Here is a 20445-nt window from a genome sequence, read left to right on the forward strand (position 1 = left end):
TCTCAGCCCTTCTTCTCGACGAGCTCGACGAACCTGTCGAACAGGTAGTCGGCGTCGTGCGGGCCGGCGGCGGCCTCGGGGTGGTACTGGACGGTGAAGGCGGGCACCTCGATGCCCCGGAGCCCTTCGACCACGTTGTCGTTGAGGCAGACGTGCGAGACCTCGACGCCACCGAACTCGGTGTCGACGACCGCGTCCAGCGGGGCGTTGACCGCGAAGCCGTGGTTGTGGCTGGTCACCTCGACCTTGCCGGTGGTCTTGTCGAGCACCGGCTGGTTGATGCCGCGGTGGCCGTAGCCGAGCTTGTAGGTGCCGAAGCCGAGCGCGCGCCCGAGGATCTGACTGCCGAAGCAGATCCCGAACAGCGGGACCTGGCGGCGCATCACCTCCCGGGCGAGCGCGACCGGGCCGTCCGCGGTGGCCGGGTCGCCCGGGCCGGGCGAGAAGAACACCGCGTCCGGGCTCACCGCCAGCAGGTCCTCGATCGACGAGCTCGCCGGGAAGACGTGCGTGGTCACGCCGCGGGCGGCCAGCCGCCGGGAGACGTTGCGCTTGATGCCCAGGTCCAGCGCGGCGACCGTGTAGCGGTGCTCGCCCTCGGCCGCGACGGTGTACCGCTCGCCGGTGGTGACCTGCGCGGAGAGGTCGGCGCCGAGCATCTGCGGCTGGGCCTTGACCCGGTCCCGCAGCTCCGCCGCGGTGATCCCCAGCGAGGAGATGCCGACCCGCATCGCGCCCCGCTCGCGCAGGTGACGGGTCAGGGCGCGGGTGTCGATGCCGCTGATGCCGACGACGCCCTCGGCGGCCAGGCGCTCGCCCAGGTCACCGGTGGCGCGCCAGTTCGACGGGCGGCGGGCCGGGTCGCGGACCACGTAGCCGGAGACCCAGATCCGGTCCGACTCGTCGTCCTCGTCGTTGACGCCGGTGTTGCCGATCTGCGGCGCGGTCTGCACCACGACCTGCTTGTGGAACGACGGGTCGGTCAGCACTTCCTGGTAGCCGGTCATGCCGGTGGTGAACACCGCCTCGCCGAACGTCTCCCCCACGGCGCCGTACGCCGTGCCGGAGAAGCTCCGCCCGTCCTCCAGGACCAGAATCGCCTTGGTCACTTGACTGCCTTCCCGTCCAGCACTGTTGCCTCTCCCCGCAGGAAGGTCGCGACGATGCGACCGGGCAGGGTCATACCCGCGTACGGGGTGTTGCGGCTGCGGCTCGCCAGCGCGACCGGGTCGACGACCCAGCTCGCCTTCGGGTCCACCAGCGTGAGGTTCGCCGGCGTACCGGCCTTGGTCAGGTCGCCGCCGTGTCCGGCCAGCCCGGCGATGCGGGCCGGCGCGATCGACATCCGGTCGGCGATCAGGTCCCACCGCTCACCGAAGACGCTGAGCACGATCGGGAGCGCGGTCTCCAGGCCGAGCATGCCGGGGCGGGCGTACGACCATTCGCACTCCTTGTCCTGCACGGCGTGCGGGGCGTGGTCGGTGGCGACCACGTCGATCACGCCGTCCAGGAGCGCCTGGCGCAGGGCGGTGACGTCCTTCGCCGTACGCAAGGGTGGGTTGACCTTGAAGACCGGGTCGTAACCGCTGGCCAGTTCGTCGGTCAGGATCAGGTGGTGCGGGGTGACCTCGGCGGTGACCCGCACGCCGCGGGCCTTGGCCTGGCGCAGCACCTCGACCGAGCCGGCCGTGGAGACGTGGCAGACGTGCAGGCGGCTGCCGACGTGCTCGGCGAGCAGCACGTCCCGCGCGATGATCGCCTCCTCGGCGACCGCCGGCCAGCCGGTCAGGCCGAGCCGGGTGCTGACCTCGCCCTCGTGCATCTGCGCGCCCTCGGTGAGCCGGGGCTCCTCGGCGTGCTGGGCGATCACGCCGTCGAACGCCTTCACGTATTCCAGGGCGCGGCGCATCAGCTTCGGGTCGGCGACGCAGAAGCCGTCGTCGGAGAAGATCCGCACGTTCGCGGCGGAGCTGGCCATCGCGCCCAGCTCGGCCATCTGCTTGCCGGCCAGGCCGACCGTGACCGCGCCGATCGGCTGCACGTCGACCAGCCCGGCCTCCCGGCCCAGGCGCCAGACCTGCTCGACCACGCCGGCGGTGTCGGCGACCGGCGAGGTGTTCGCCATCGCGCAGACCGCGGTGTAGCCGCCCAGGGCCGCCGAGCGCGAGCCGGTCTCCACCGTCTCGGCGTCCTCGCGGCCGGGTTCGCGCAGGTGGGTGTGCACGTCGACGAGGCCCGGCAGCGCGACCAGGCCGGTCGCGTCGATCACCGTGGCGGACTGGCCGGCCGGTTTGTCGGAGATAACGCCATCTTCGATGACGAGGTCGGTCGGCGCGGCGCCGAGGACCGAGACGCCCTTGAGCAGGTACGCCATCACTTGCCTCCCAGGAGCAGGTAGAGGACGGCCATCCGGACGCTGACGCCGTTGGCGACCTGTTCGACGATCGTGGAGCGGGGGGAGTCGGCCACCTCGGGCGCGATCTCCATCCCGCGGTTCATCGGGCCGGGGTGCATGACGATCGCGTGACCCGGCATCTTCTGGAGCCGGGGCACGTCGAGCCCGTAGCGGCGGCTGTACTCCCGCGCCGACGGGAAGTAGGAGTCCTGCATCCGCTCGGTCTGGACGCGGAGCATCATCACCACGTCGCTGTCCGGCAGGACGCTGTCCAGGTCGTAGCTGACCTGCGTCTTCTCGGACAGCGCGGCGGCGACGTCGAGCGGGATCAGGGTCGGCGGGCCGACCACGGTGACCTGCGCGCCGAGCGTGGTCAGCAGCAGCACGTTGGAGCGGGCCACCCGGCTGTGCAGCACGTCGCCGACGATCGCGACCCGGAGGCCGTCGAGACGGCCCAGGCGGGAGCGCATCGTGTACGCGTCGAGCAGCGCCTGCGTCGGGTGCTCGTGGGTGCCGTCGCCGGCGTTCACCACCGAGCCCTCCACCCAGTTCGCCAGGCGGTGCGGCGCGCCGCTGGCCGAGTGCCGGATCACCACGGCGTCGGCGCCCATCGCCTGCAGGGTCAGCGCGGTGTCCTTCAGGCTCTCGCCCTTGGAGACGCTGGAACCCTTGGCGGAAAAGTTGATCACGTCGGCGGAAAGGCGCTTGGCGGCCGCCTCGAAGGAGATCCGGGTGCGGGTGGAGTCCTCGTAGAAGAGGTTGACCACGGTACGGCCGCGCAGCGCGGGCAGCTTCTTCACCTCGCGGCCGGAGAGCGCGGCCATCTCGCCGGCGGTGTCCAGGATCAGCGTGGCGGTCTCGGCGTCCAGATCCGCGGCGGAGCGCAGGTGCTTGATCATTGGAGGCCTCCGATCAGTCGCACCTCGTCGGCGCCGTCGACCTCGGTGACGGCGACCTTGACGCTCTCGCTCAGCGCGGTCGGGATGTTCTTGCCGACGTAGTCGGCGCGGATCGGCAACTGCCGGTGACCGCGGTCGACCAGCACCGCGAGCTGCACCGAGCTGGGCCGGCCGAGGTCCTTCAGCGCGTCCAGCGCGGCGCGCACCGAGCGGCCGGAGAAGAGCACGTCGTCGACCAGGATCACCCGCAGGCCGTCGATGCCGCCGGGCGGCAGCTCGGTCTTGCCGAGCGCGCGGGTCGCCTTCAGGCGCAGGTCGTCGCGGTAGAGCGTGATGTCGACCGAGCCGACCGGGACCTCGACGCCCTCGAAGGCGTGGATCCGGGCGGCGAGGCGATGGGCGAGGGGGACACCGCGGGTCGGGATACCGAGAAGCACGGTGCCGGTGGCGCCGGAGGTCTTCTCCAGGATCTGATGCGCGATGCGGTCGACGACCCGGGACAGGTCGGATCCCGCAAGAATGATCTTGCTGGGCGCGTCTGCGCGTGGCTGTGCCACGGCGGACCTCCTTCCCCGCCTCACTGGACGGGTCGTTAAAGGACGTCTGAGCGGGCGGTTTCCCGCCCGATGGCTGACGCTACGTTACCAGTGGATAAAGCGGTGACCAGGGTGACCTGCCCGACCCGCAGACAAAGCGGACAAATCCAGCAGTTAGGGATACAGCCGGTAACTTTGGTGCGGCCCGCACGACTCATCGGTAACCAACACTTGACCGGCGGTCGCAAACTCCGTACCGTCACGCAGCGTAGCGATCCGTGAGGAAGAACCCTCCGGGCCGAGCACAGTACTGGGAGTGTCCGAATGCCGTCTGAGTACGCGAAGTCGCTGGGCGCTCGCCTGCGCTCCATTCGCCAACAGCAGGGCCTGTCCCTGCAGGGCGTCGAAGAGAAGTCCAACGGTCGATGGAAAGCCGTTGTGGTCGGCTCCTACGAGCGTGGTGACCGTGCGGTCACCGTGTCTCGCCTGGCCGAACTGGCCGACTTCTACCGTGTTCCCGTCTCCGAGCTGCTGCCCGACGGCAGTGGCATCCGTCTCGAGGCGACCAACAAGATCGTCCTGGACCTCGAGAAGCTGTACGACACCACCGGTGAGGACCTCGCCTACGTGGCGCGGTACGCCCGGGCAATTCAGCAGCAGCGTGGCGACTACAACGGCCGGGTCCTCTCGATCCGCGCCGATGACCTGCGCGCCCTTGCCATCGTCTACGACATCTCGCCGTCCGGCTTGATCGAGCGACTGACTGAGCAGGGCGTTCTGGTGGCCGACCCCCGGGCGTTCTTCGCCAGCTGACATCGGCTGCACCACCGGCTGATACTGCTATCCGAAAGAAGAGCCCGCGTCGGCCCCCCAAGATCGACGCGGGCTTACTTCATGCCCGAAACAGGCTCACCCGGCCGGATCCCGGCGCGGCTTCCGGATCAGCGCCGGCCGGAGCCGACTGGCTCGGCGGAGCGTGAGTTCTCTCCGTACCAAATCGAATTTTTTCAGGTTTTGAAACCACAAACGGCCCGGACCGAAGCGGTCCAGGCCGTTTTACGTGTTTCCGAGGCTTTCCGCACGTGGCGAACGCGGCAATCAGGTCGTTTCAGCACCTGGTGCACGCAGCCGGCCGCACGACCAGAGCCGCACACCCCCGAAACCGCACGTCCCGAGAGGTGCTCGTGCCAAAACGTGAGACGATCCCACTTTTTCGTCACCCGGCGAACCGGCCGTTTCAGCGCGTGACCACGCGGCGAAACGGCTGGCTCAGCGCGTGGCGAACGCGGCGATCCGGTCCAGCAGACCGTTGAGGAAGCGCGGGCTGTCGTCGGTCGACATCTCCTTCGCCAGCTCCACCGCCTCGGTGATCGCCACCGGATCGTCCACCTCGGGCTCGAACAGCAGCTCGTAGACGGCGATCCGGGCCAGGTTCCGGTCGACCGCGGGCATGCGGTCGATCGTCCAGCCCTCGGCGTAGCTCGCGATCAGCTCGTCGATCCGGTCCAGATTCTTGGCGACGCCCTCGATCAGGGTGACCGCGTAGGCCAGGTGCTCGGGGTGCGGCTTGGCGATCCGGTCCAGATACGTGACCAGCACCTGGCTCGGGGGCAGATTACGAAGGTCAGCCTCGAAAAGGACGTCCAGCGCCCGCTTGCGCGCCTTGCGGCGTGCCAGCCGTTCCTTCTTCGGACCTTCCGCCATCAGCTGCGGCCGAGGTAGCGGCCGTCGCGGGTGTCGATCTTGACCTTCTCACCGGTGGTGATGAAGAGCGGAACCTGAACCGTGGCGCCGGTCTCCACGGTCGCCGGCTTGGTGCCGCCGGTCGAACGGTCACCCTGCAGGCCCGGCTCGGTGTAGGTGATCTCCAGGAACACGCTGGTCGGCAGCTCGATGTAGAGCGGCACACCCTCGTGCAGAGCGACCGTGGCCTCGGCCTCGGCGAGCAGGTAGTTCGCGTTGTCACCGACGGTGGCGGTGGAGACCGGGATCTGCTCGAACGTGTCCAGGTCCATGAAGACGAAGTCTTCGCCGTCCTTGTACAGGTACTGCATCGTGCGCTTGTCCACGGTCGCGGTTTCGACCTTGGTGCCCGCGTTGAAGGTCTTGTCGACGACCTTGCCGGACAACACGTGCTTCAGCGTGGTCCGCACGAAGGCGGGACCCTTACCGGGCTTGACGTGCTGGAACTCAACGACGGACCACAGCTCCTTGTCGAGGTTGAGAACCAGGCCGTTCTTCAGGTCGTTGGTGGAAGCCATGTCCTGCCTTGATCTTGACGCGAATCGTTGACCGGACTACTTTACCGGCGTTTACCTGGTGAGAGCGAATCGGGTATCCGTGCTCTTTAGCGTGCAATGTGCTCCAGAGCCAGCCGGTAGCCGTCGAACCCGAGACCGACGATCACACCGGTCGCGACGCCCGAGATCACCGAATGATGGCGGAACTCCTCACGCGTGTGGATGTTCGAGATGTGCACCTCGACCAGCTTTCCGCTGAGCATGGCACAGGCGTCCCGTACGGCGATGTTGTAGTGCGTCCACGCGCCGGCGTTCAGCACCACGTCGGCGCCCTCGTCGGCGGCCCGGTGCAGCCAGCCGATCATCTCGTGCTCGGCGTTGGTCTGTTTCACCTCGACGGTGACACCCAGGTCCTCCGCCGTGGTCTGGCACAGGTCCACCAGGTCGGCGTAGGTGGCGCTGCCGTAGACGTCCGGCTCCCGGGTGCCCAGCCGGTTCAGGTTCGGCCCGTTCAACACGTAGATCATCGCGCCACCTCGGCATAGGCCCGCCGCAGCAGGTCGTCGTCCGGCCCGGCCAGGATGCCCGGCTTCGCCAGGCCGTCCAGAACCACGAACCGCAAGGTCGCGGCCCGCGTCTTCTTGTCGACGCGCATCCCGCTCAGCAGATCGGACCAGGCGCTTTCCGGGTACGACGTGGGCAGGTCCAGCATGTCGAGCACCGCCCGGTGGCGGGCCGCGGTCCCGTCGTCCAGCCGCCCCGACAGCCGCCCCAGCTCAGCGGCGAAGATCATGCCGACCGCGACCGCGTGCCCGTGCTTCCAGGTGTACTTCTCCCGGCGCTCGATCGCGTGCCCCAGCGTGTGCCCGTAGTTCAGGATCTCCCGCAGCCCGGACTCCCGCAGGTCCACCCCGACCACGTCGGCCTTCACCTGGATCTTGCGCTCGATCAGCTCGCGCAGCACGTCCCCGCGCGGGTCCAGGGCCGCCTCGGGGTCCGCCTCGACCAGCTCCAGGATCCGCGGGTCGGCGATGAACCCGCCCTTGACCACCTCGGCCAGCCCGGCCGCGATGTCCTCGCGCGGCAGCGTGTCCAGCGCGTCCAGGTCGCAGAGCACGCCGGCGGGCGGGTGGAACGCGCCGACCAGGTTCTTGCCGGCCGCGATGTTCACCGCCGTCTTGCCACCGACGGCGGCGTCGACCATGCCGGCGACCGACGTGGACACCGGGATCCAGCGGACACCCCGCAGCCAGGCGGCGGCAACGTACCCGGCGAGGTCCGTGGTGGCTCCGCCACCGACACCCACGACCACATCGGTACGGGTGAAGCCGGCGGCACCCAGCTCGTCCCAGCACCGGGCGGCGACCTCGACGGTCTTACCCTGCTCGGCGTCCGGGACCTCGATCGTCGTCACCCGCCGGTCACCGACCGCGGCGGCCACCGCCGCGGCCCGCTCCCGCAGCGTCGGCGGATGGATCACGGCGACCCGCGCCGCGCCGTCCAGCAGCGCCGGAAGCTCGTCGAACAGGCCGCGGCCGACGATCACGTCGTACGGACGGTCACCCTTTACCGGAATTCGCGTAACCACGGCCGTCACCCTATCCGTGCGTCGCGCACCCGTTGCTGTGGGTGCCACGCCTTCCCGTTGCGTGGAGCGGGCGCTCAGGCGCTCAGGAGGGCGGCGACCTCGGGGGCGATCTCCGTGGGCTCGCGGCCGTCGGTGATCACCGTGTGGGTGGCGACCTCCAGGTAGAGGGGGCGGCGCTGCTCCAGGAGGAACTTCAGGGTGGCTCGCGGGTTGATCGCCAGCAGCGGGCGGCCGGCGCCCAGGCCGACGCGTTTGAGGGCGTCGGTGAGCTCGACCGACAGGTAGACGACCGTGTGGTCGGCGAGGAGCTTGCGGGTGGTGTCGTCGAGGATCGCGCCGCCGCCCAGGGCCAGGACGCCGTCGAAGGTGGCCAGCGTGGTCGCGACGACCTCGCGTTCCAGCGTGCGGAACGCGGCCTCGCCCTCGTCGACGAAGATTTCCGGGATCGGCCGGCCGGCCCGCTCCTCGATGATCGCGTCGGTGTCGGCGAACGGCAGGCCCAGCGACGCGGCGACCGCCGCGCCGATCGTGGTCTTGCCCGCGCCCATCACGCCGACGATGACGGCTGCCGGAGCCATCAGCGGATCACCAGGTTTTCCAGGTACGACGCCAGGTTGCGGCGGATCTCCGGCACCGAGTCGCCACCGAACTTCTCGGTCGCCGCCTCGGCCAGCACCAGGGCGACCATCGCCTCGGCGACGACCGCGCCGGCCGGAACCGCGCAGACGTCGGAGCGCTGGTTGATCGCCGTGGTGGCCTCGCCGGTGACGATGTCGACCGTCTGCAGGGCCCGGTTCAGCGACGAGATCGGCTTGAGCGCGGCGCGCACCCGCAGCGGCTCACCGTTGGTGATGCCGCCCTCCAGGCCGCCGGCCCGGTCGGTGACCCGCCGGACGCCGGCCGCCGTCGGGATGATCTCGTCGTGGGCGACCGAACCCCGCGAACGGGCCTGGGTGAAGCCGTCGCCGATCTCCACGCCCTTGACCGACTGGATCGACATCAGGGCGGTGGCGAGGCGGGCGTCGAGCTTGCGGTCCCACTGCACGTGCGAGCCCAGGCCCGGCGGAACGTGGTAGGCCAGCACCTCGACGATGCCGCCGAGCGTGTCCGCGTCCTTCTTCGCCGCGTCGACCTCGGCGACCATCCGGGCGCTGGCCTCGGGGTCGAGGCAGCGCAGCGGGTCGGCGTCGATCCGGTCGAAGTCGTCCGGGGTCGGGATCAGGCCGGCCTTCGCGGCGACCGAGCCGAGCTCGATCACGTGCGAGACGATCTCGATGCCCAGGGCCTGCCGGATCAGGTGCTTGGCGACCACGCCGACGGCGACCCGGGCGGCGGTCTCCCGGGCGCTGGCGCGCTCCAGGATCGGCCGGGCGTCGGTGTGCCCGTACTTCTGCATGCCGGCCAGGTCGGCGTGCCCGGGCCGCGGACGGGTCAGCGGCTCGTTGCGCGACTGGGCGGCGAGGATATCCGGGTCGACCGGGTCGGCCGACATCACCGTCTCCCACTTCGGCCACTCCGTGTTACCCACCCGGATCGCGACCGGGCTGCCCAGTGTGAGGCCGTGCCGGACGCCGCCGATGAACTCGACCTCGTCCTGCTCGAACTTCATCCGGGCGCCGCGTCCGTAACCCAGACGGCGGCGCACGAGGTCACGGGTGATGTCCGCGCTCGTCACCTCCACCCCGGCGGGAACACCCTCCAGCAGCGCGACCAGAGCCGGGCCGTGCGATTCACCTGCGGTAAGCCAGCGCAACACGGTTCACAGTCTGGCACGGCACGAATGCGGTCCGGCAGGTGGTACGGCGCATCCCGACCATCGGACACCCGACTCGGTTTTCGGAACCGCAACCACCCGCGGACGTCGCCCTGGAGGGCCTCGCGTTCTGGGCGCGCCAGCGCCCTGCGAGGCCCGGAAGGGTCCCCGCGGGAGCGACGATCAGTTATTGGCCGCAGCCGAGGCAATGATGAACTTGATCTTATGAATTCCGGTTCTTGACGGCCTCGTCGAGAGCGGCCCGCATGGCCTCCTCCGGCGCCTCGGGGACGCCGGTGAACTGCTCGAACTGGCTCAGGGCCTGGGCCAGCAGCAGGTCCAGCCCGGAGACGACGGCCAGGCCGGCCGCGGTCGCCGACGCCGCGAGGGGGGTCGGCCACGGGTCGTAGATCGCGTCGAAGAGCACCGTCCCGGGGCGCCAGACGACCTCGGCGGCGAGGTGGTCGGCGGCGCCCTTGGGGACCGTGGAGATCACCGCGTCGGTGTCGAACGCGGCCGCGGCGCCGGACCAGGGCAGGCTCTCCATCTTCAGGCCGAGCGCGGCGGCGACCGGCTCCAGCTCGGCGCACGCCTCGGGGCGGCGGGTGACCACGGTGACCGACTCGGCGCCCAGTTCGGCGGCGGCGGCCAGAGCGGCGCGGGCGGTCCCGCCGCCGCCGAGCACGGTGACCCGCGGCGGGGCCTCCTTGACCGCGTGCCGGCCGGTGCCGCCGCCGAGGCCGGCCTCGCGCAGCACCCGGACCATGCCGGGGATGTCGGTGTTGTCGGCGTGCCAGCCGCCGTCGGCCTGCCGGACCAGCGTGTTGGCGACGCCGGCGGCGATCGCGACCGGGCTGGCCGAGCCGGCCAGCCGGAGCGCGGCCTCCTTGAGCGGCATGGTCACCGACAGGCCGGCCCACTCCGGGCCGAGGCCGGCGACCAGGTCGGGCAGGGCCGACTCGGCGCACTCGATCGCCTCGTAGTCCCAGCCGGTGAGCCCGGCGGCCGCGAACCCGGCCCGGTGGATCACCGGGGAGAGCGAGTGGGCGATCGGCTGGCCGAGAACGGCTGCCCGCCGAGGGCTGGTGGTCTGCACGACGTGCATTCTACGAACGCCGGGCTCAGCAGAGTGGGATGCCGTTCTGACAGGCGAGTAGCCGATTCTTGTCATGGTCGGCCGGGGTCTTGCCGTAGGCCATCGTGCCCTTGGTGTCGATGCTGATGAAGAAGTAGTACGGGAAGTTGTTGGTCGGGCTCATCGCGCCCTTCAGCGCGGCCTTTCCGGGGTTGCCGATCGGGCCGGGCGGCAGGCCCGGCTTGTCGTGGGTGTTGTACGGATTCTTCGGGTTGTGCAGTTCCGCGTTGGTCAGATGCTCCGACGCCTTGGTGCCCTTGCCGGTGATCCGCAGCCAGTAGTTGACGGTGCTGTCCAGCCCCAGGCAGTGGCAGTCGAAATTGCCGTAGGCCCGGTTGTAGACGACCCGGGACACCTTCGGCATGTCCACGTCCTTGAGCGCCTCGGCCTGCGCGATCGACGCGACGATCAGCGCCTGGTACGGCGTGATCCCACCGCGCGTCTTCTGCACCGTGGAGACGAACTCCATCTGCTCCATCTCGGCGTTGAAGTTCGCGATGATCACCTTGAGCACGCCGGTCGCGTCCGCCTTGGGCGGCAGCTCGTAGGTCGCCGGGAACAGGAAGCCCTCGATGTCGGTCTTGTCGGCCTTCTTGCCGTCGCTGCGGGTGAACCAGGAGTCGTCGAGCCCGAGCGCGGCCGGGTCCTTCGCGGCCTTCTCGAAGTCCGCCACCGGGATCTTGGTGGCCTCCGACAGTTTCTGGAACGTCTGCTGGTAGGTCAGGCCCTCCGCCAGGGTGACCTTGGTGACCCACCGGCTGGCCGGGTCGAGCAGCGCGGCGACCGCGTCGCTCGCCTTCATCTCGACCTTGAGTTTGTACCACCCGACCTGGATGTTCTTGCTGCGCGTGTTGTCCTTGGCGGCGCTGACGAACGCGTCCACCGAGGCGACGACCTTCTGGTTGTACAGCGTGGTGCCGATGTCGGTGGCCGACTCACCGGTCTTGACCTCGACGATCGCCTCGGCGCCGCCGGGACCGGGATAGTCGTCGTCGACGAAGAATCCCTTCACCTTGCTGTACGCGAACCAGCCGCCACCGGCCACCAGGCCGAGCAGGACCAGGCTGAGGAAGAACGCGATGGTGGAGCGGCCGGCCCGAGCCCGATTCCGGGTCCGTGGCTCGCCCTCGGTCGCCTGTTGCTCTTCCTCCAGTACCGAATCCAGGTCGTCGAGCATTTCCGCCTCCGCTGCGGGTCCAGCATGTCAAGCCCCCGGCTGGAACTACGTGGCGAAGAGTGCCACGGATCGACCGTCGGCGCTACCTCACACCGGTGGCCGATAGGTTTTCACCCACCGGCCACCGATCTGGCACACATCGAGGTCAGCAGATCGGAATACCGTTCTTGCAGGCCTTCTGAATGTTCGCCTCGTGCTCGGCGTTGGTCTTGCCGTACGCCATCGCGCCCTTTTGGTCGACTGTCACAAAGAAGTAGTAATCGCTCTTCGGGGCAGTAATGGCACCCTTCAGGGCGACCTCGCCGGGGCTGCTGATCGGGCCGATCGCCATGCCCTTGACGTCGTAGTTGTACGGGTTCTTCGGGTCGTGCAACTCGGTCGTGAGCAGCTTCTCCGACGACTTCGCGTCCTTGCCGCTGATCCGCAGCCAGTAGTTGACCGTGCTGTCCAGCTGCAGGCAGCTGCACGGGAAGTTGCCGGTGTACGCCCGGTTGTAGAGCACCCGCGCGACCGGTCCCATGTCCTGCGGGAGCAACGCCTCGACCTGCGCGATCGACGCGGCGACCAGCGCTTCGTACGGCGAGATCTGGAACTTCGCCGACTGGTTGACGAAGTCCAGCTTCTCCATCTCGGCGTTGAAGTGCTCGATGATGATCTTCAGGACGTCGGCGGCCTTGGCGTCCTTGGGGAACTCGTAGGTCGCCGGGTAGAGGAAGCCCTCGATGTCGGTGGGGTTGACCTTCTTGCCGTCGCGGCGCTTGAACCAGAGCGCCGGCACCCCGAGCTTCGCCGGGCTCTTCGCGGCCGTCTTGAAGTCGGCGACCGGGATGCCGGTCGCCTTCGACAGCCGGTCGAAGATCTGCAGCGAGATGATGCCCTCGGGAATGGTGACCTTGTTGACGTTCTTGTTCTTCAGATCCAGCAGCATGGACAGCGCGTCGGCCGCCTTCATCTCCTTCTTCAGGAGATACGATCCGACCTGGACATCCTTGCTCTTCGGGTTGTCCTTGGCGGCCTCGACGAACGCCGCGGCGCTCTTCACCACACCGGCTTTGTAGAGGGTGTTGGCGATGTCGGTCGCGGTGTTGCCGGACGCCACCTCGACGGCGACCTCACCGGTGCCGGGCCCGGCGTAGTCCGCGGCGCTGAAGAAGCCCTTCACCTTGCCGTAACCGACATAGCCGGCACCCGCGAGACCGCCGAGCAGCAGAAGGACCAGGGTCAGGGCCATCAAGGTCCGGCCCCCACCCTCCTTCTTGCGGTGTTTCCAGCGGCCTCGATCCTCCGCGCCCTCGAACGCCAAATCCAGGTCGTCGTCGCTCAATTAAGTCTGCCTCCGCTGCGCGTCCAGCCAGCCCTGCAGGATCTCCACGGCGGCCGCTTGATCCACGACCGCACGTTGCCGACGCCCTCGAACGCCCCGCTCGCTCAGCCTACGACTGGCGACGACGGTCGACATCCGCTCGTCGGAGAGCACGATCGGCCGCGGCGCGATAACCGCGCCGAGCCGTTGCACGTACGCCCGGACGTGGCCGGCCGCCACGCCCTCCCGCCCGTTGAGCGCGACCGGGAGGCCCACGACGACCTCAACGGCCTCGAGCTCCTCCGCGAGCCGGGCCAGCTCGGCCATGTCGGCGGGAACCTTGTCCTCGCCGGCCTGCTGATCCCGTGCCACGGTCACGACCGGGCTGGCCAGGATGCCGTCCGGATCGCACTTGGCGACCCCCACGCGCACCTGTCCGACGTCCACCCCGAGGCGCACCCCCCGAGTGAAGCCGTGCGTCACGCTCTCTCCCCGCACACCAGCAAGCCGCGTCTCCTTTGTCCCCGAACAGGCTCTTTGGCAATCAGCAAACCATTATCGACGTACGCCGATGACAGGTCCCCGATCGCGGGCAAAGCTTAACCGCTACCGCCCCCGATACAACGGCCCCCTGTGCCACCGCTGGGAATTCTCAAGGAAAAGGAAAGGATCCGTCGCACTGGGCGACGGATCCATTACCAGGCAATTCTCAGGGGGCGTCGGTGATCGCCTTCTCGATGGCCACCAGCAGACCCGCCGCCTCGCTCGCCGGGAGCCCGCCGCCCTGCGCCAGGTCGGCGTTGCCGCCACCCCGGCCGGAGAGCGCACCCTTGACCAGGTCGGCCGCCGACAGGCCGCGACCCTTCGCGGCCGCGTTGATCGCCACGATCAGCGACGCCTTGCCACCCGAACGGGCGGTCACCGCGACCACCGCCGGGCGGGCCGGGTCGAACTTGCCGCGGATGTCCTGGGCCAGCGTGCGCACGTCGTTGCCGGCCGCGCCCTCCGGCGCCTCGGTGCCGACGAACGCCACGCCGCGCAGGTCCTTCGCCTGGTCGACCAGCGCGCCCGCGCCGGCCAGCACCATCTGCGCCCGCAGCTTCTCCAGCTCCTTCTCCGCGTCGCGCAGCGCCGTGACGGTCTGCTCGACCCGGTCGGCGACCTGGTCGCCGGGGACCCGGAACAGGTCGGCCAGGCGGGACACCAGCAGGTGCTCCTTGGCCAGGAAGCCAAACGCGTCGATGCCGACCAGCGCCTCGACCCGGCGCACGCCGGAGCCGATCGACTGCTCGGTGAGAATCTTCACCAGGCCGAGCTGGCCGGAGCGCGACACGTGGGTGCCACCGCACAGCTCCCGGGCGTAGTCACCGACCTCGACGACGCGGACCTCGTCGCCGTACTTCTCGCCGAAGAGCGCCATCGCGCCGAGCCGGCGCGCCTCCTCCTGCGAGGTGGTGAACGCGGTCACCTCGAGGTCGCGCAGCAGCACCTCGTTGATCTGCTGCTCGACGTCGAAGAGCACCGACGGGTTGACCGCGCCCGGGGTGTGGAAGTCGAACCGCAGCCGGCCCGGCGCGTTCAGCGAGCCCGCCTGGGTCGCCGACTCGCCGAGGAAGTTCCGCATGGTCTGGTGGACCAGGTGGGTCGCGGTGTGCGAACGCGAGATCGCCTTGCGGCGGGTCACGTCGATCTCCGCCAGGCCGGACTCGCCCGCGCGCACCTCGCCGCGGATCACCCGGGCCTTGTGCACGATCAGGCCGGGGATCGGCTGCTGCACGTCGACGACCTCGAGCTGACCGCCGCCCACCTTGATCACGCCGGTGTCGGCCTGCTGGCCGCCGCCCTCCGCGTAGAACGGGGTGGTGTCCAGCACCAGCTCGACGAAGTCACCCTCGCCGGCCACCTCGATCCGGCCCTGCTCGCCGATCAGCGCGCGGACCCGGGACTCGCGGGTGACCTCCTGGTACCCGGTGAACTCGATCTTGCCGCCGGCGTCGAGCGCCGACCGGTACGCCGAGAGGTCCGCGTGGCCGGTCTTGCGCGCCTTCGCGTCCGCCTTCGCCCGGTTCCGCTGGTCGGCCATCAGCCGGCGGAAGCCGTCCTGGTCGACCTGCAGGCCCTGCTCCTGCGCGATCTCCAGGGTCAGGTCGATCGGGAAACCGTACGTGTCGTGCAGCTGGAACGCCTTGTCCCCGGCGAGCTGCTTGCCGCCGCCCGCCTTGGCCTCGGTGATCGCGGTGTCCAGGATCGTGGTGCCCGCCTTCAGCGTGGAGAGGAACGCGTCCTCCTCCGCGTAGGCGTACGTCGAGATCCGCCCGAACTCCTCGGCCAGCTCCGGGTACGACGGGGACATGCAGTCCCGCGCGATCGGCAGCAGGATCGGCAGCGCCGGCTCCTGCCAGCCGAGCAGGCGGATCGCCCGGATCGCCCGGCGCATGATCCGGCGCAGCACGTAGCCCCGGCCGTCGTTCGCCGGCACCACGCCGTCGCCGATCAGCATCAGCGCGGTACGCACGTGGTCGGCGATCACCCGCAGGCGGACGTCGTCGGGGTGCGACTCACCCGCGACGTGGCCGGAGTGCGCGCCGTACTTCTTGCCGGTCAGCTCGGCGGCGCGGGCCAGGATCGGCCGGACCTCGTCGATCTCGTACAGGTTGTCGACGCCCTGCAGGATCGAGGAGATCCGCTCCAGGCCCATGCCGGTGTCGATGTTCTGCTTGGGGAGAGCGCCGACGATGGTGAAGTCCTCCTTCGACTTCACGTCCTTGATCTCGTACTGCATGAAGACCAGGTTCCAGTACTCCATGAACCGGTCCTCGTCGACCTCGGGGCCGCCGTCCCTGCCGTACTCCGGGCCACGGTCGTAGAACAGCTCCGAGCACGGACCGGCCGGCCCGGGGATGCCCATCGACCAGTAGTTGTCCTTCTTGCCGCGGCGCACGATGTGCGCCTCGGGCACGCCGATCTTGCGCCAGAGCGCGAACGCCTCGTCGTCGTCCAGGTACACCGTCGGCCAGATGCGCGCCGGGTCCAGCCCGAAACCGCCGTCGGCCACCGACTTCGTCGACAGCTCCCAGGCGAGGTTGATCGCGCCTTCCTTGAAGTAGTCGCCGAACGAGAAGTTGCCGTTCATCTGGAAGAACGTGCCGTGCCGGCTGGTCTTGCCGACCTCGTCGATGTCCGGCGTCCGGATGCATTTCTGCACGCTCACCGCGCGGTTGAACGCGGGCGTCTGCTGCCCCAGGAAATACGGGACGAACTGCACCATACCGGCGTTGATGAACAGCAGGTTCGGGTCGTCGATGGCCGGCAGCGGGGCACTCGGGACCACCGTGTGCCCGTTGGCCTCGAAATGCGCCAGAAAGCGCCGCTTGACTTCCGCCGTCTTCATCGAATTCCCTCCTGCGAACCGGGCTGCTCGTCCTCGCGCAGCTCGGCAAACTTGTCCTCGTACAGGACCCCCTCGGCGAACGCCTCGTGGATCTGTTCCTCCCGCTCGGCCATGCCGTCGCGGACGTCTTCCACGAAGCTACGCACCGACTCGACGAGCCCGCCAGCGGATTGCGAGAGCGAGGTGGCGATACCGGTGGGGGTGAACTCCTCGGCCTTCTGCGTGAGCTTGCGCACCACGATGGCGCCGACCGCCAGGCCGACACCCAGCCAGAGCAGGCGTTTCATGACAACGTTCCCCTCTTCGGGTAGCTCAGCGACTGGCCCGGCGGCGGCGCTGCTTGATCTCGGTGCGCACCTCGCGGTCCTCCTCGGCGGCCCGGCGGGCATTCGTGGCCTTGCGCAGGCCGTACCCGAACGAGGCGACCTTGACCAGCGGGTTGGCCGCGGCCGCGGAGACCACGGTGACCAGGTTGGCGACGTTCGCGGTGATGTTCTGCGCGTGCTCGGTCATCGTGTCGACCTTGGCCAGCTGCAGGTTCACGCCGTCCAAAGAGACCTGGACCTGGCCGAGCGTGGTGTTCACGTTCTCCACCGTGGTGTTCACGTTGCCGAGCAACGGACCGGTGCGGTCGACCACCTCGTTGATCCCGCGGGTGGCGGCGTCGATCGTGCGGCCCAGCTTCAGGATCGGGAAGGCGAGCACGATGACGAGCATCAGGAAGGCGCCCGCCGCGATCAGACCAGCGATTTCTCCGGCGTCCATATAGCGCGTCTCCTCTTCGGGTGGTCACGGATTCGGCGGGGACAACGTGCAGACCCTACCGTCCGTGACCACCGCTCGCTTCACGACGCCTGGGGTGTCGGCGCCAAGAGCGGATCGTCCTCGTTCAGCACCGGATCGGGCGTCTGGCCGACCGGCCCCGGACGGGTGTCGGGCTTCCCGCGCTCGTCGGCGATCCGGCTCCGCACCTTGATGCTGACCGTCGATCCCTCGCACTTGCCGGTGCCGGTCACCCCCGCCTCGGCCGCGTCCGAACCAGCCGCCGGAACCACGTCCTGCGCCACCTGGTCGACCGCGCAACCGGGCAGCCCGACGGCCAGGTCCAGAGTGAACTCGTCCCGCGTCCAGCAGGTGTAGGTGCCCTCGTCGGCCTTCACCGGCGACTCCGGGCAGTCCCCGACCTTCCACGGCGCCCAGCCGGCGTCCGTGAGCGCCTTCGTGTACGCCTCGGTGGTCTCCTTGAACGGCCGCTCGGAATCGGCGGTCCGCTCCCGGAACCGGCACTCCAGGAAGCACCAGCGGCTGCCGCTGTTCTTGTCGTCCGTCTGCTGCGCGGCCCACGACGGCACGCTCAGCGCGTCGAGCGACGCGAAGACCGGGTCGCTGCTGATCGCCCGCAGCCCGAAGAACGCCGGCAGCAGCAACAACACGACCGCGGCCAGGGTGGACAGCGTGATCAGCCGCAGGCGGCGCTGCGTCCGCAGCTTCTCGCGAAGACCACCCGCGGCCTCCGCTTCGGCCTCGGTCAGCGGCGCGCTCGCGGTCGCATTCCCATTTCGGGGTACGGCGGAAGCCCCGCCCGCGGGTTTCGGGCCGCCCGCGCCGGATCGGGACACGGCGATCGTGCCGGTTCCGTGGCCGTCGGAGGAGGTCTTGCCGAACGCGTTGCCGTTGCCGGCCCCGAACCCGTTGTCCTTCACCCCGCCGAAGCCGTTGTCCTTCACGCCCCCGAAGCCGTTGTCCTTCACAGCTCCCGGCGCGCGGCCGGCGGGGGTGCCGTTCGCGGGTCCGTTGCCTTGGCCGTTCTCGAAGTCCAGGTCGTTTCCGCCGCCCGGCGCGTTTCCGCCCGGGCCGTTTCCGCCCGGCGCGTTTCCGCCCGGCGCGTTTCCGCGGCCCGGCACGGATGCGGTGCCCGGCACCGAGGCCGTTCCCGCGCCCCGGCCGACGACCGCCGCGGATCCGGGCACCGAGGCGGCTCCGGCGCTCCGGACCACACCGTTCCCCGGTACGGCGGCACGGTTGGTCCCGGGCACGGCGACGGAGGCCGCGCCACGTGGCCCGTTCGCCTCGGGATCGCCCGGCATGGGCACGGCGGCCGCGCCACGTCCCGGTCCACCGGCGTCCGGTCCGCTACCCGGAACCGAGGCCGCACCGCGACGCGGCGGACCGCTGGGTCCACCGGCCTCGGGGCCGTTCCCGGGCACCGCCGCGGCGCCCCGGCGCGGAATACCGTTCGGTCCACCGGCCTCCGGGTCGCCCGGTCCGGGCACCGGCACGGAAGCCGCGCCGCGCCCCGGCCCGCTCGGGCCGCCGGGTCCATTCGGACCACCGGGTCCACCGGGGCCGCTCGGCCCACCAGGGCCACCGGGGCCACCAGGGCCACCGGGTCCGTTCGGGCGGCCGGGGCCGGCCGGGCGTCCGGGACCGTTCGGACCGTTGGGTCCATTCGGGCCGTTCGGGCCACCGGGGCCGCCCGGGCCATTCGGACCGCCGGGGCCGTTTCCGGGCACGCGTGCGGAACCGCCCGGTCCGTTCCCGGGTACCCGTGCGGAGCCGCTGCCCGGTCCACCCGGTCCACCCGGTCCACCCGGTCCGGGTACCGATGCCGCGCCCGCGACACCGGCCCGCGCCGCACCGGCCACCGGCGCGCCACCGCGAGCCGGCCCGCCACCGCGCGGCCCGGGCGCCGGCGAGACCGGCCCGCCGTCCATCCCGCGCCGCGGGCCACCGGCACCGGCCGGGAAGCCCTGACTCTGATCCGGCCCACCCGCACCCGCGGGGAAGCCCTGGCTCTGATCCGGCCCGCGCCGGCCGGGCGGGAAGCCCTGGTCCGGTCCGCGGCCGTCACCCGGGTTCGGCTCCTGCTCGGCCCGCCGGCGACGACCCCGTGAGGTCGGCTCCGGAGAACCCGTCCCCGCCGGGAAGCCCTGGCTCTGATCGGGACCGCCCGCCCCGGCTCGGAAGCCCTGGCTCTGGTCCGGATGGCCCAGGCCGGCCCGGAAGCCCTGGCTCTGATCCGGGTGACCCATACCGGCCGGGAAACCCTGGCTCTGATCCGGGTGACCCATACCGGCCGGGAAGCCCTGGCTCTGATCCGGATGGCCCATGCCCGCCGGGAAACCCTGGCTGTGCTGCGGGCCACCGGCACCGGCCGGGAAGCTCTGACTCTGGTCGGGATCCGGCCCCCGGCGCGGGCCACGCCCCTGGCCACCCTGGCCGCCCGGCCCACCCTGGCCGCCCGGCCCACCCTGGCCGCCCGGCCCACCCTGGCCGCCCGGCCCACCCTGGCCGCGGCGACCGCCACGACCGGGTTCGCCGGCCGCGTGGGCTGCCTGCTCGGCGCCCGGCCCGCCGGCCAGGTCGGCGAACGACCCGTCGGCCGGGCCACCACGTGCGCCCTGCGGCTCGCCGCGCCCACGGCGCCCCGGACCCGGCTGACCGGGAACCACCGCACCGGTCTGGCCGCCTTCCAGGGCCCGCCGGTCGGCGGTGAAGCCGTCCTCGTCCGGCTGCAGCTGGCCGGTGCGCGGGGCGGGCCGCTGAATGACGCCGGAGGTGCTCTCCGCCATCGCGCCGGCGCGCCCGGGCACCGCCGGGGAACGCTTCCCCTGACGCCCCGGCACCACCGGCGGCGCCACCGCCGCCGAAGCCCGGATCGGTCGCCCGTCCCCGGGCCCGATCCGCCGTGGCCCGGGAACTCCCGGCCCACCCGCGCCCTCCGCCACATCCTGCCCCGGAACGCCTTGCACGGGAACGCCCGGTCCAGGCGCGCCCCGCCCAGGACCGCCCTGCCCGGGCACCCCTCGTCCGGGAACGCCCTGCCCAGGACCGCCACGTCCGGGCGCACCCGGCCCGGGAACGCCCTGCCCGGGAACCCCGGCGGCGCCCGCCGCACCGATCGCCTCGTGGCGCCCGGTGCCCTGCTCACGTGGCCCGGGAGCCGCCCGGCGCCCGGCCGGCCCGTCCGGTGACAGCCCGAACCGGTCCTCCGGCTGCGCGTGCGCCCCGGAGATCGGCCGGGCCGA

Annotated in this window: 20 protein-coding genes; 2 read left to right on the plus strand and 18 right to left on the minus strand. The window is 70.6% G+C overall.

The window, feature by feature from the left end:
• Positions 1 to 2 precede the first annotated feature (2 nt).
• Genes carA through pyrR form a run of 4 tightly spaced genes read right to left on the minus strand, consistent with a single transcriptional unit; the run spans position 3 to position 3875 of the window.
• On the minus strand, positions 3 to 1109 hold the full coding sequence (carA, locus tag L3i22_RS43390) for a glutamine-hydrolyzing carbamoyl-phosphate synthase small subunit (RefSeq protein WP_221323254.1): 1107 nt from the start codon (positions 1107 to 1109) through the stop codon (positions 3 to 5).
• The gene (locus tag L3i22_RS43395) at positions 1106 to 2377 is read right to left on the minus strand and encodes a dihydroorotase (protein WP_221323255.1); all 1272 of its coding nucleotides are present in this window, start codon (positions 2375 to 2377) and stop codon (positions 1106 to 1108) included. The genes carA and L3i22_RS43395 overlap by 4 nt, the downstream gene beginning before the upstream one ends.
• Positions 2374 to 3294: an aspartate carbamoyltransferase catalytic subunit gene (locus L3i22_RS43400; protein ID WP_221323256.1), complete on the minus strand. Its 921-nt coding sequence runs from the start codon at positions 3292 to 3294 to the stop codon at positions 2374 to 2376. The genes L3i22_RS43395 and L3i22_RS43400 overlap by 4 nt, the downstream gene beginning before the upstream one ends.
• Entirely contained in the window at positions 3291 to 3875 is a 585-nt protein-coding gene (gene pyrR / locus L3i22_RS43405) for a bifunctional pyr operon transcriptional regulator/uracil phosphoribosyltransferase PyrR (RefSeq protein ID WP_370644293.1), read from the minus strand. The genes L3i22_RS43400 and pyrR overlap by 4 nt, the downstream gene beginning before the upstream one ends.
• A gap of 279 nt (positions 3876 to 4154) precedes the next feature.
• Here pyrR and L3i22_RS43410 point away from each other — a divergent pair, with 279 nt between their 5' ends.
• A complete protein-coding gene (locus tag L3i22_RS43410) occupies positions 4155 to 4643 on the plus strand; it encodes a transcriptional regulator (RefSeq protein WP_014446326.1) in 489 nt (162 codons plus the stop codon).
• A gap of 456 nt (positions 4644 to 5099) precedes the next feature.
• Here the strand turns inward: L3i22_RS43410 and nusB are convergent, their stop codons facing one another.
• The 14 genes from nusB to L3i22_RS43480 form a co-directional block, all read right to left on the minus strand.
• The gene (nusB, locus tag L3i22_RS43415; protein WP_221323258.1) at positions 5100 to 5534 is read right to left on the minus strand and encodes a transcription antitermination factor NusB; all 435 of its coding nucleotides are present in this window, start codon (positions 5532 to 5534) and stop codon (positions 5100 to 5102) included.
• The gene (efp, locus tag L3i22_RS43420; RefSeq protein ID WP_221323259.1) at positions 5534 to 6091 is read right to left on the minus strand and encodes an elongation factor P; all 558 of its coding nucleotides are present in this window, start codon (positions 6089 to 6091) and stop codon (positions 5534 to 5536) included. The genes nusB and efp overlap by 1 nt, the downstream gene beginning before the upstream one ends.
• An 86-nt stretch (positions 6092 to 6177) precedes the next feature.
• Positions 6178 to 6597 carry a type II 3-dehydroquinate dehydratase gene (gene aroQ, locus L3i22_RS43425; protein ID WP_221323260.1) on the minus strand — a complete coding sequence of 140 codons (420 nt, stop codon included), beginning with the start codon at positions 6595 to 6597 and terminating at the stop codon, positions 6178 to 6180.
• Positions 6594 to 7658, minus strand: a complete 1065-nt coding sequence (gene aroB / locus L3i22_RS43430) for a 3-dehydroquinate synthase (protein ID WP_370644294.1) — start codon at positions 7656 to 7658, stop codon at positions 6594 to 6596. Before aroB ends, aroQ begins: the two co-directional genes overlap by 4 nt.
• A gap of 74 nt (positions 7659 to 7732) precedes the next feature.
• On the minus strand, positions 7733 to 8236 hold the full coding sequence (locus tag L3i22_RS43435; protein WP_221323262.1) for a shikimate kinase: 504 nt from the start codon (positions 8234 to 8236) through the stop codon (positions 7733 to 7735).
• Positions 8236 to 9414 (minus strand): chorismate synthase, encoded by a 1179-nt coding sequence (aroC, locus tag L3i22_RS43440; protein ID WP_221323263.1) that lies wholly within the window; start codon positions 9412 to 9414, stop codon positions 8236 to 8238. The genes L3i22_RS43435 and aroC overlap by 1 nt, the downstream gene beginning before the upstream one ends.
• Before the next feature lie 220 nt (positions 9415 to 9634).
• Positions 9635 to 10516 (minus strand): shikimate dehydrogenase, encoded by an 882-nt coding sequence (locus tag L3i22_RS43445; RefSeq protein ID WP_221323264.1) that lies wholly within the window; start codon positions 10514 to 10516, stop codon positions 9635 to 9637.
• A gap of 16 nt (positions 10517 to 10532) precedes the next feature.
• Entirely contained in the window at positions 10533 to 11723 is a 1191-nt protein-coding gene (gene mltG, locus L3i22_RS43450; RefSeq protein WP_221323265.1) for an endolytic transglycosylase MltG, read from the minus strand.
• A 145-nt stretch (positions 11724 to 11868) separates the two neighbouring features.
• Positions 11869 to 13047 (minus strand): endolytic transglycosylase MltG, encoded by a 1179-nt coding sequence (gene mltG, locus L3i22_RS43455; protein ID WP_221323266.1) that lies wholly within the window; start codon positions 13045 to 13047, stop codon positions 11869 to 11871.
• Positions 13048 to 13509, minus strand: a complete 462-nt coding sequence (gene ruvX / locus L3i22_RS43460) for a Holliday junction resolvase RuvX (RefSeq protein ID WP_221323267.1) — start codon at positions 13507 to 13509, stop codon at positions 13048 to 13050.
• Between the two features lie 226 nt (positions 13510 to 13735).
• Entirely contained in the window at positions 13736 to 16417 is a 2682-nt protein-coding gene (alaS, locus tag L3i22_RS43465) for an alanine--tRNA ligase (protein WP_221323268.1), read from the minus strand.
• Positions 16414 to 16704 (minus strand): hypothetical protein, encoded by a 291-nt coding sequence (locus tag L3i22_RS43470; RefSeq protein WP_221323269.1) that lies wholly within the window; start codon positions 16702 to 16704, stop codon positions 16414 to 16416. The genes alaS and L3i22_RS43470 overlap by 4 nt, the downstream gene beginning before the upstream one ends.
• 25 nt (positions 16705 to 16729) lie before the next feature.
• Positions 16730 to 17182, minus strand: coding sequence for a DUF948 domain-containing protein (locus L3i22_RS43475; protein ID WP_221323270.1), 453 nt, complete (start codon positions 17180 to 17182; stop codon positions 16730 to 16732).
• Positions 17183 to 17262: 80 nt separating this feature from the next.
• Positions 17263 to 18168: a hypothetical protein gene (locus tag L3i22_RS43480; RefSeq protein WP_255658815.1), complete on the minus strand. Its 906-nt coding sequence runs from the start codon at positions 18166 to 18168 to the stop codon at positions 17263 to 17265.
• A 1233-nt stretch (positions 18169 to 19401) separates the two neighbouring features.
• On the opposite strand from L3i22_RS43480, the gene L3i22_RS43485 reads away from it, so the two are divergent.
• Positions 19402 to 20391, plus strand: coding sequence for a hypothetical protein (locus L3i22_RS43485; RefSeq protein WP_221323271.1), 990 nt, complete (start codon positions 19402 to 19404; stop codon positions 20389 to 20391).
• Positions 20392 to 20445: the final 54 nt, after the last annotated feature.

This window comes from Actinoplanes sp. L3-i22, from assembly GCF_019704555.1.
Classification (GTDB): domain Bacteria; phylum Actinomycetota; class Actinomycetes; order Mycobacteriales; family Micromonosporaceae; genus Actinoplanes.

Bases quoted from the DNA above. Each gene is read 5' to 3' on its own strand.
- L3i22_RS43400 (WP_221323256.1), bottom strand. From the start codon at position 3,294: ATGATCAAGCACCTGCGCTCCGCCGCGGATCTGGACGCCGAGACCGCC.
- L3i22_RS43410 (WP_014446326.1), top strand. From the start codon at position 4,155: ATGCCGTCTGAGTACGCGAAGTCGCTGGGCGCTCGCCTGCGCTCCATT.
- nusB (WP_221323258.1), bottom strand. From the start codon at position 5,534: ATGGCGGAAGGTCCGAAGAAGGAACGGCTGGCACGCCGCAAGGCGCGC.
- efp (WP_221323259.1), bottom strand. From the start codon at position 6,091: ATGGCTTCCACCAACGACCTGAAGAACGGCCTGGTTCTCAACCTCGAC.
- aroQ (WP_221323260.1), bottom strand. From the start codon at position 6,597: ATGATCTACGTGTTGAACGGGCCGAACCTGAACCGGCTGGGCACCCGG.
- L3i22_RS43435 (WP_221323262.1), bottom strand. From the start codon at position 8,236: ATGGCTCCGGCAGCCGTCATCGTCGGCGTGATGGGCGCGGGCAAGACC.
- L3i22_RS43445 (WP_221323264.1), bottom strand. From the start codon at position 10,516: ATGCACGTCGTGCAGACCACCAGCCCTCGGCGGGCAGCCGTTCTCGGC.
- mltG (WP_221323265.1), bottom strand. From the start codon at position 11,723: ATGCTCGACGACCTGGATTCGGTACTGGAGGAAGAGCAACAGGCGACC.
- alaS (WP_221323268.1), bottom strand. From the start codon at position 16,417: ATGAAGACGGCGGAAGTCAAGCGGCGCTTTCTGGCGCATTTCGAGGCC.
- L3i22_RS43470 (WP_221323269.1), bottom strand. From the start codon at position 16,704: ATGAAACGCCTGCTCTGGCTGGGTGTCGGCCTGGCGGTCGGCGCCATC.
- L3i22_RS43475 (WP_221323270.1), bottom strand. From the start codon at position 17,182: ATGGACGCCGGAGAAATCGCTGGTCTGATCGCGGCGGGCGCCTTCCTG.
- L3i22_RS43485 (WP_221323271.1), top strand. From the start codon at position 19,402: ATGGCCCAGGCCGGCCCGGAAGCCCTGGCTCTGATCCGGGTGACCCAT.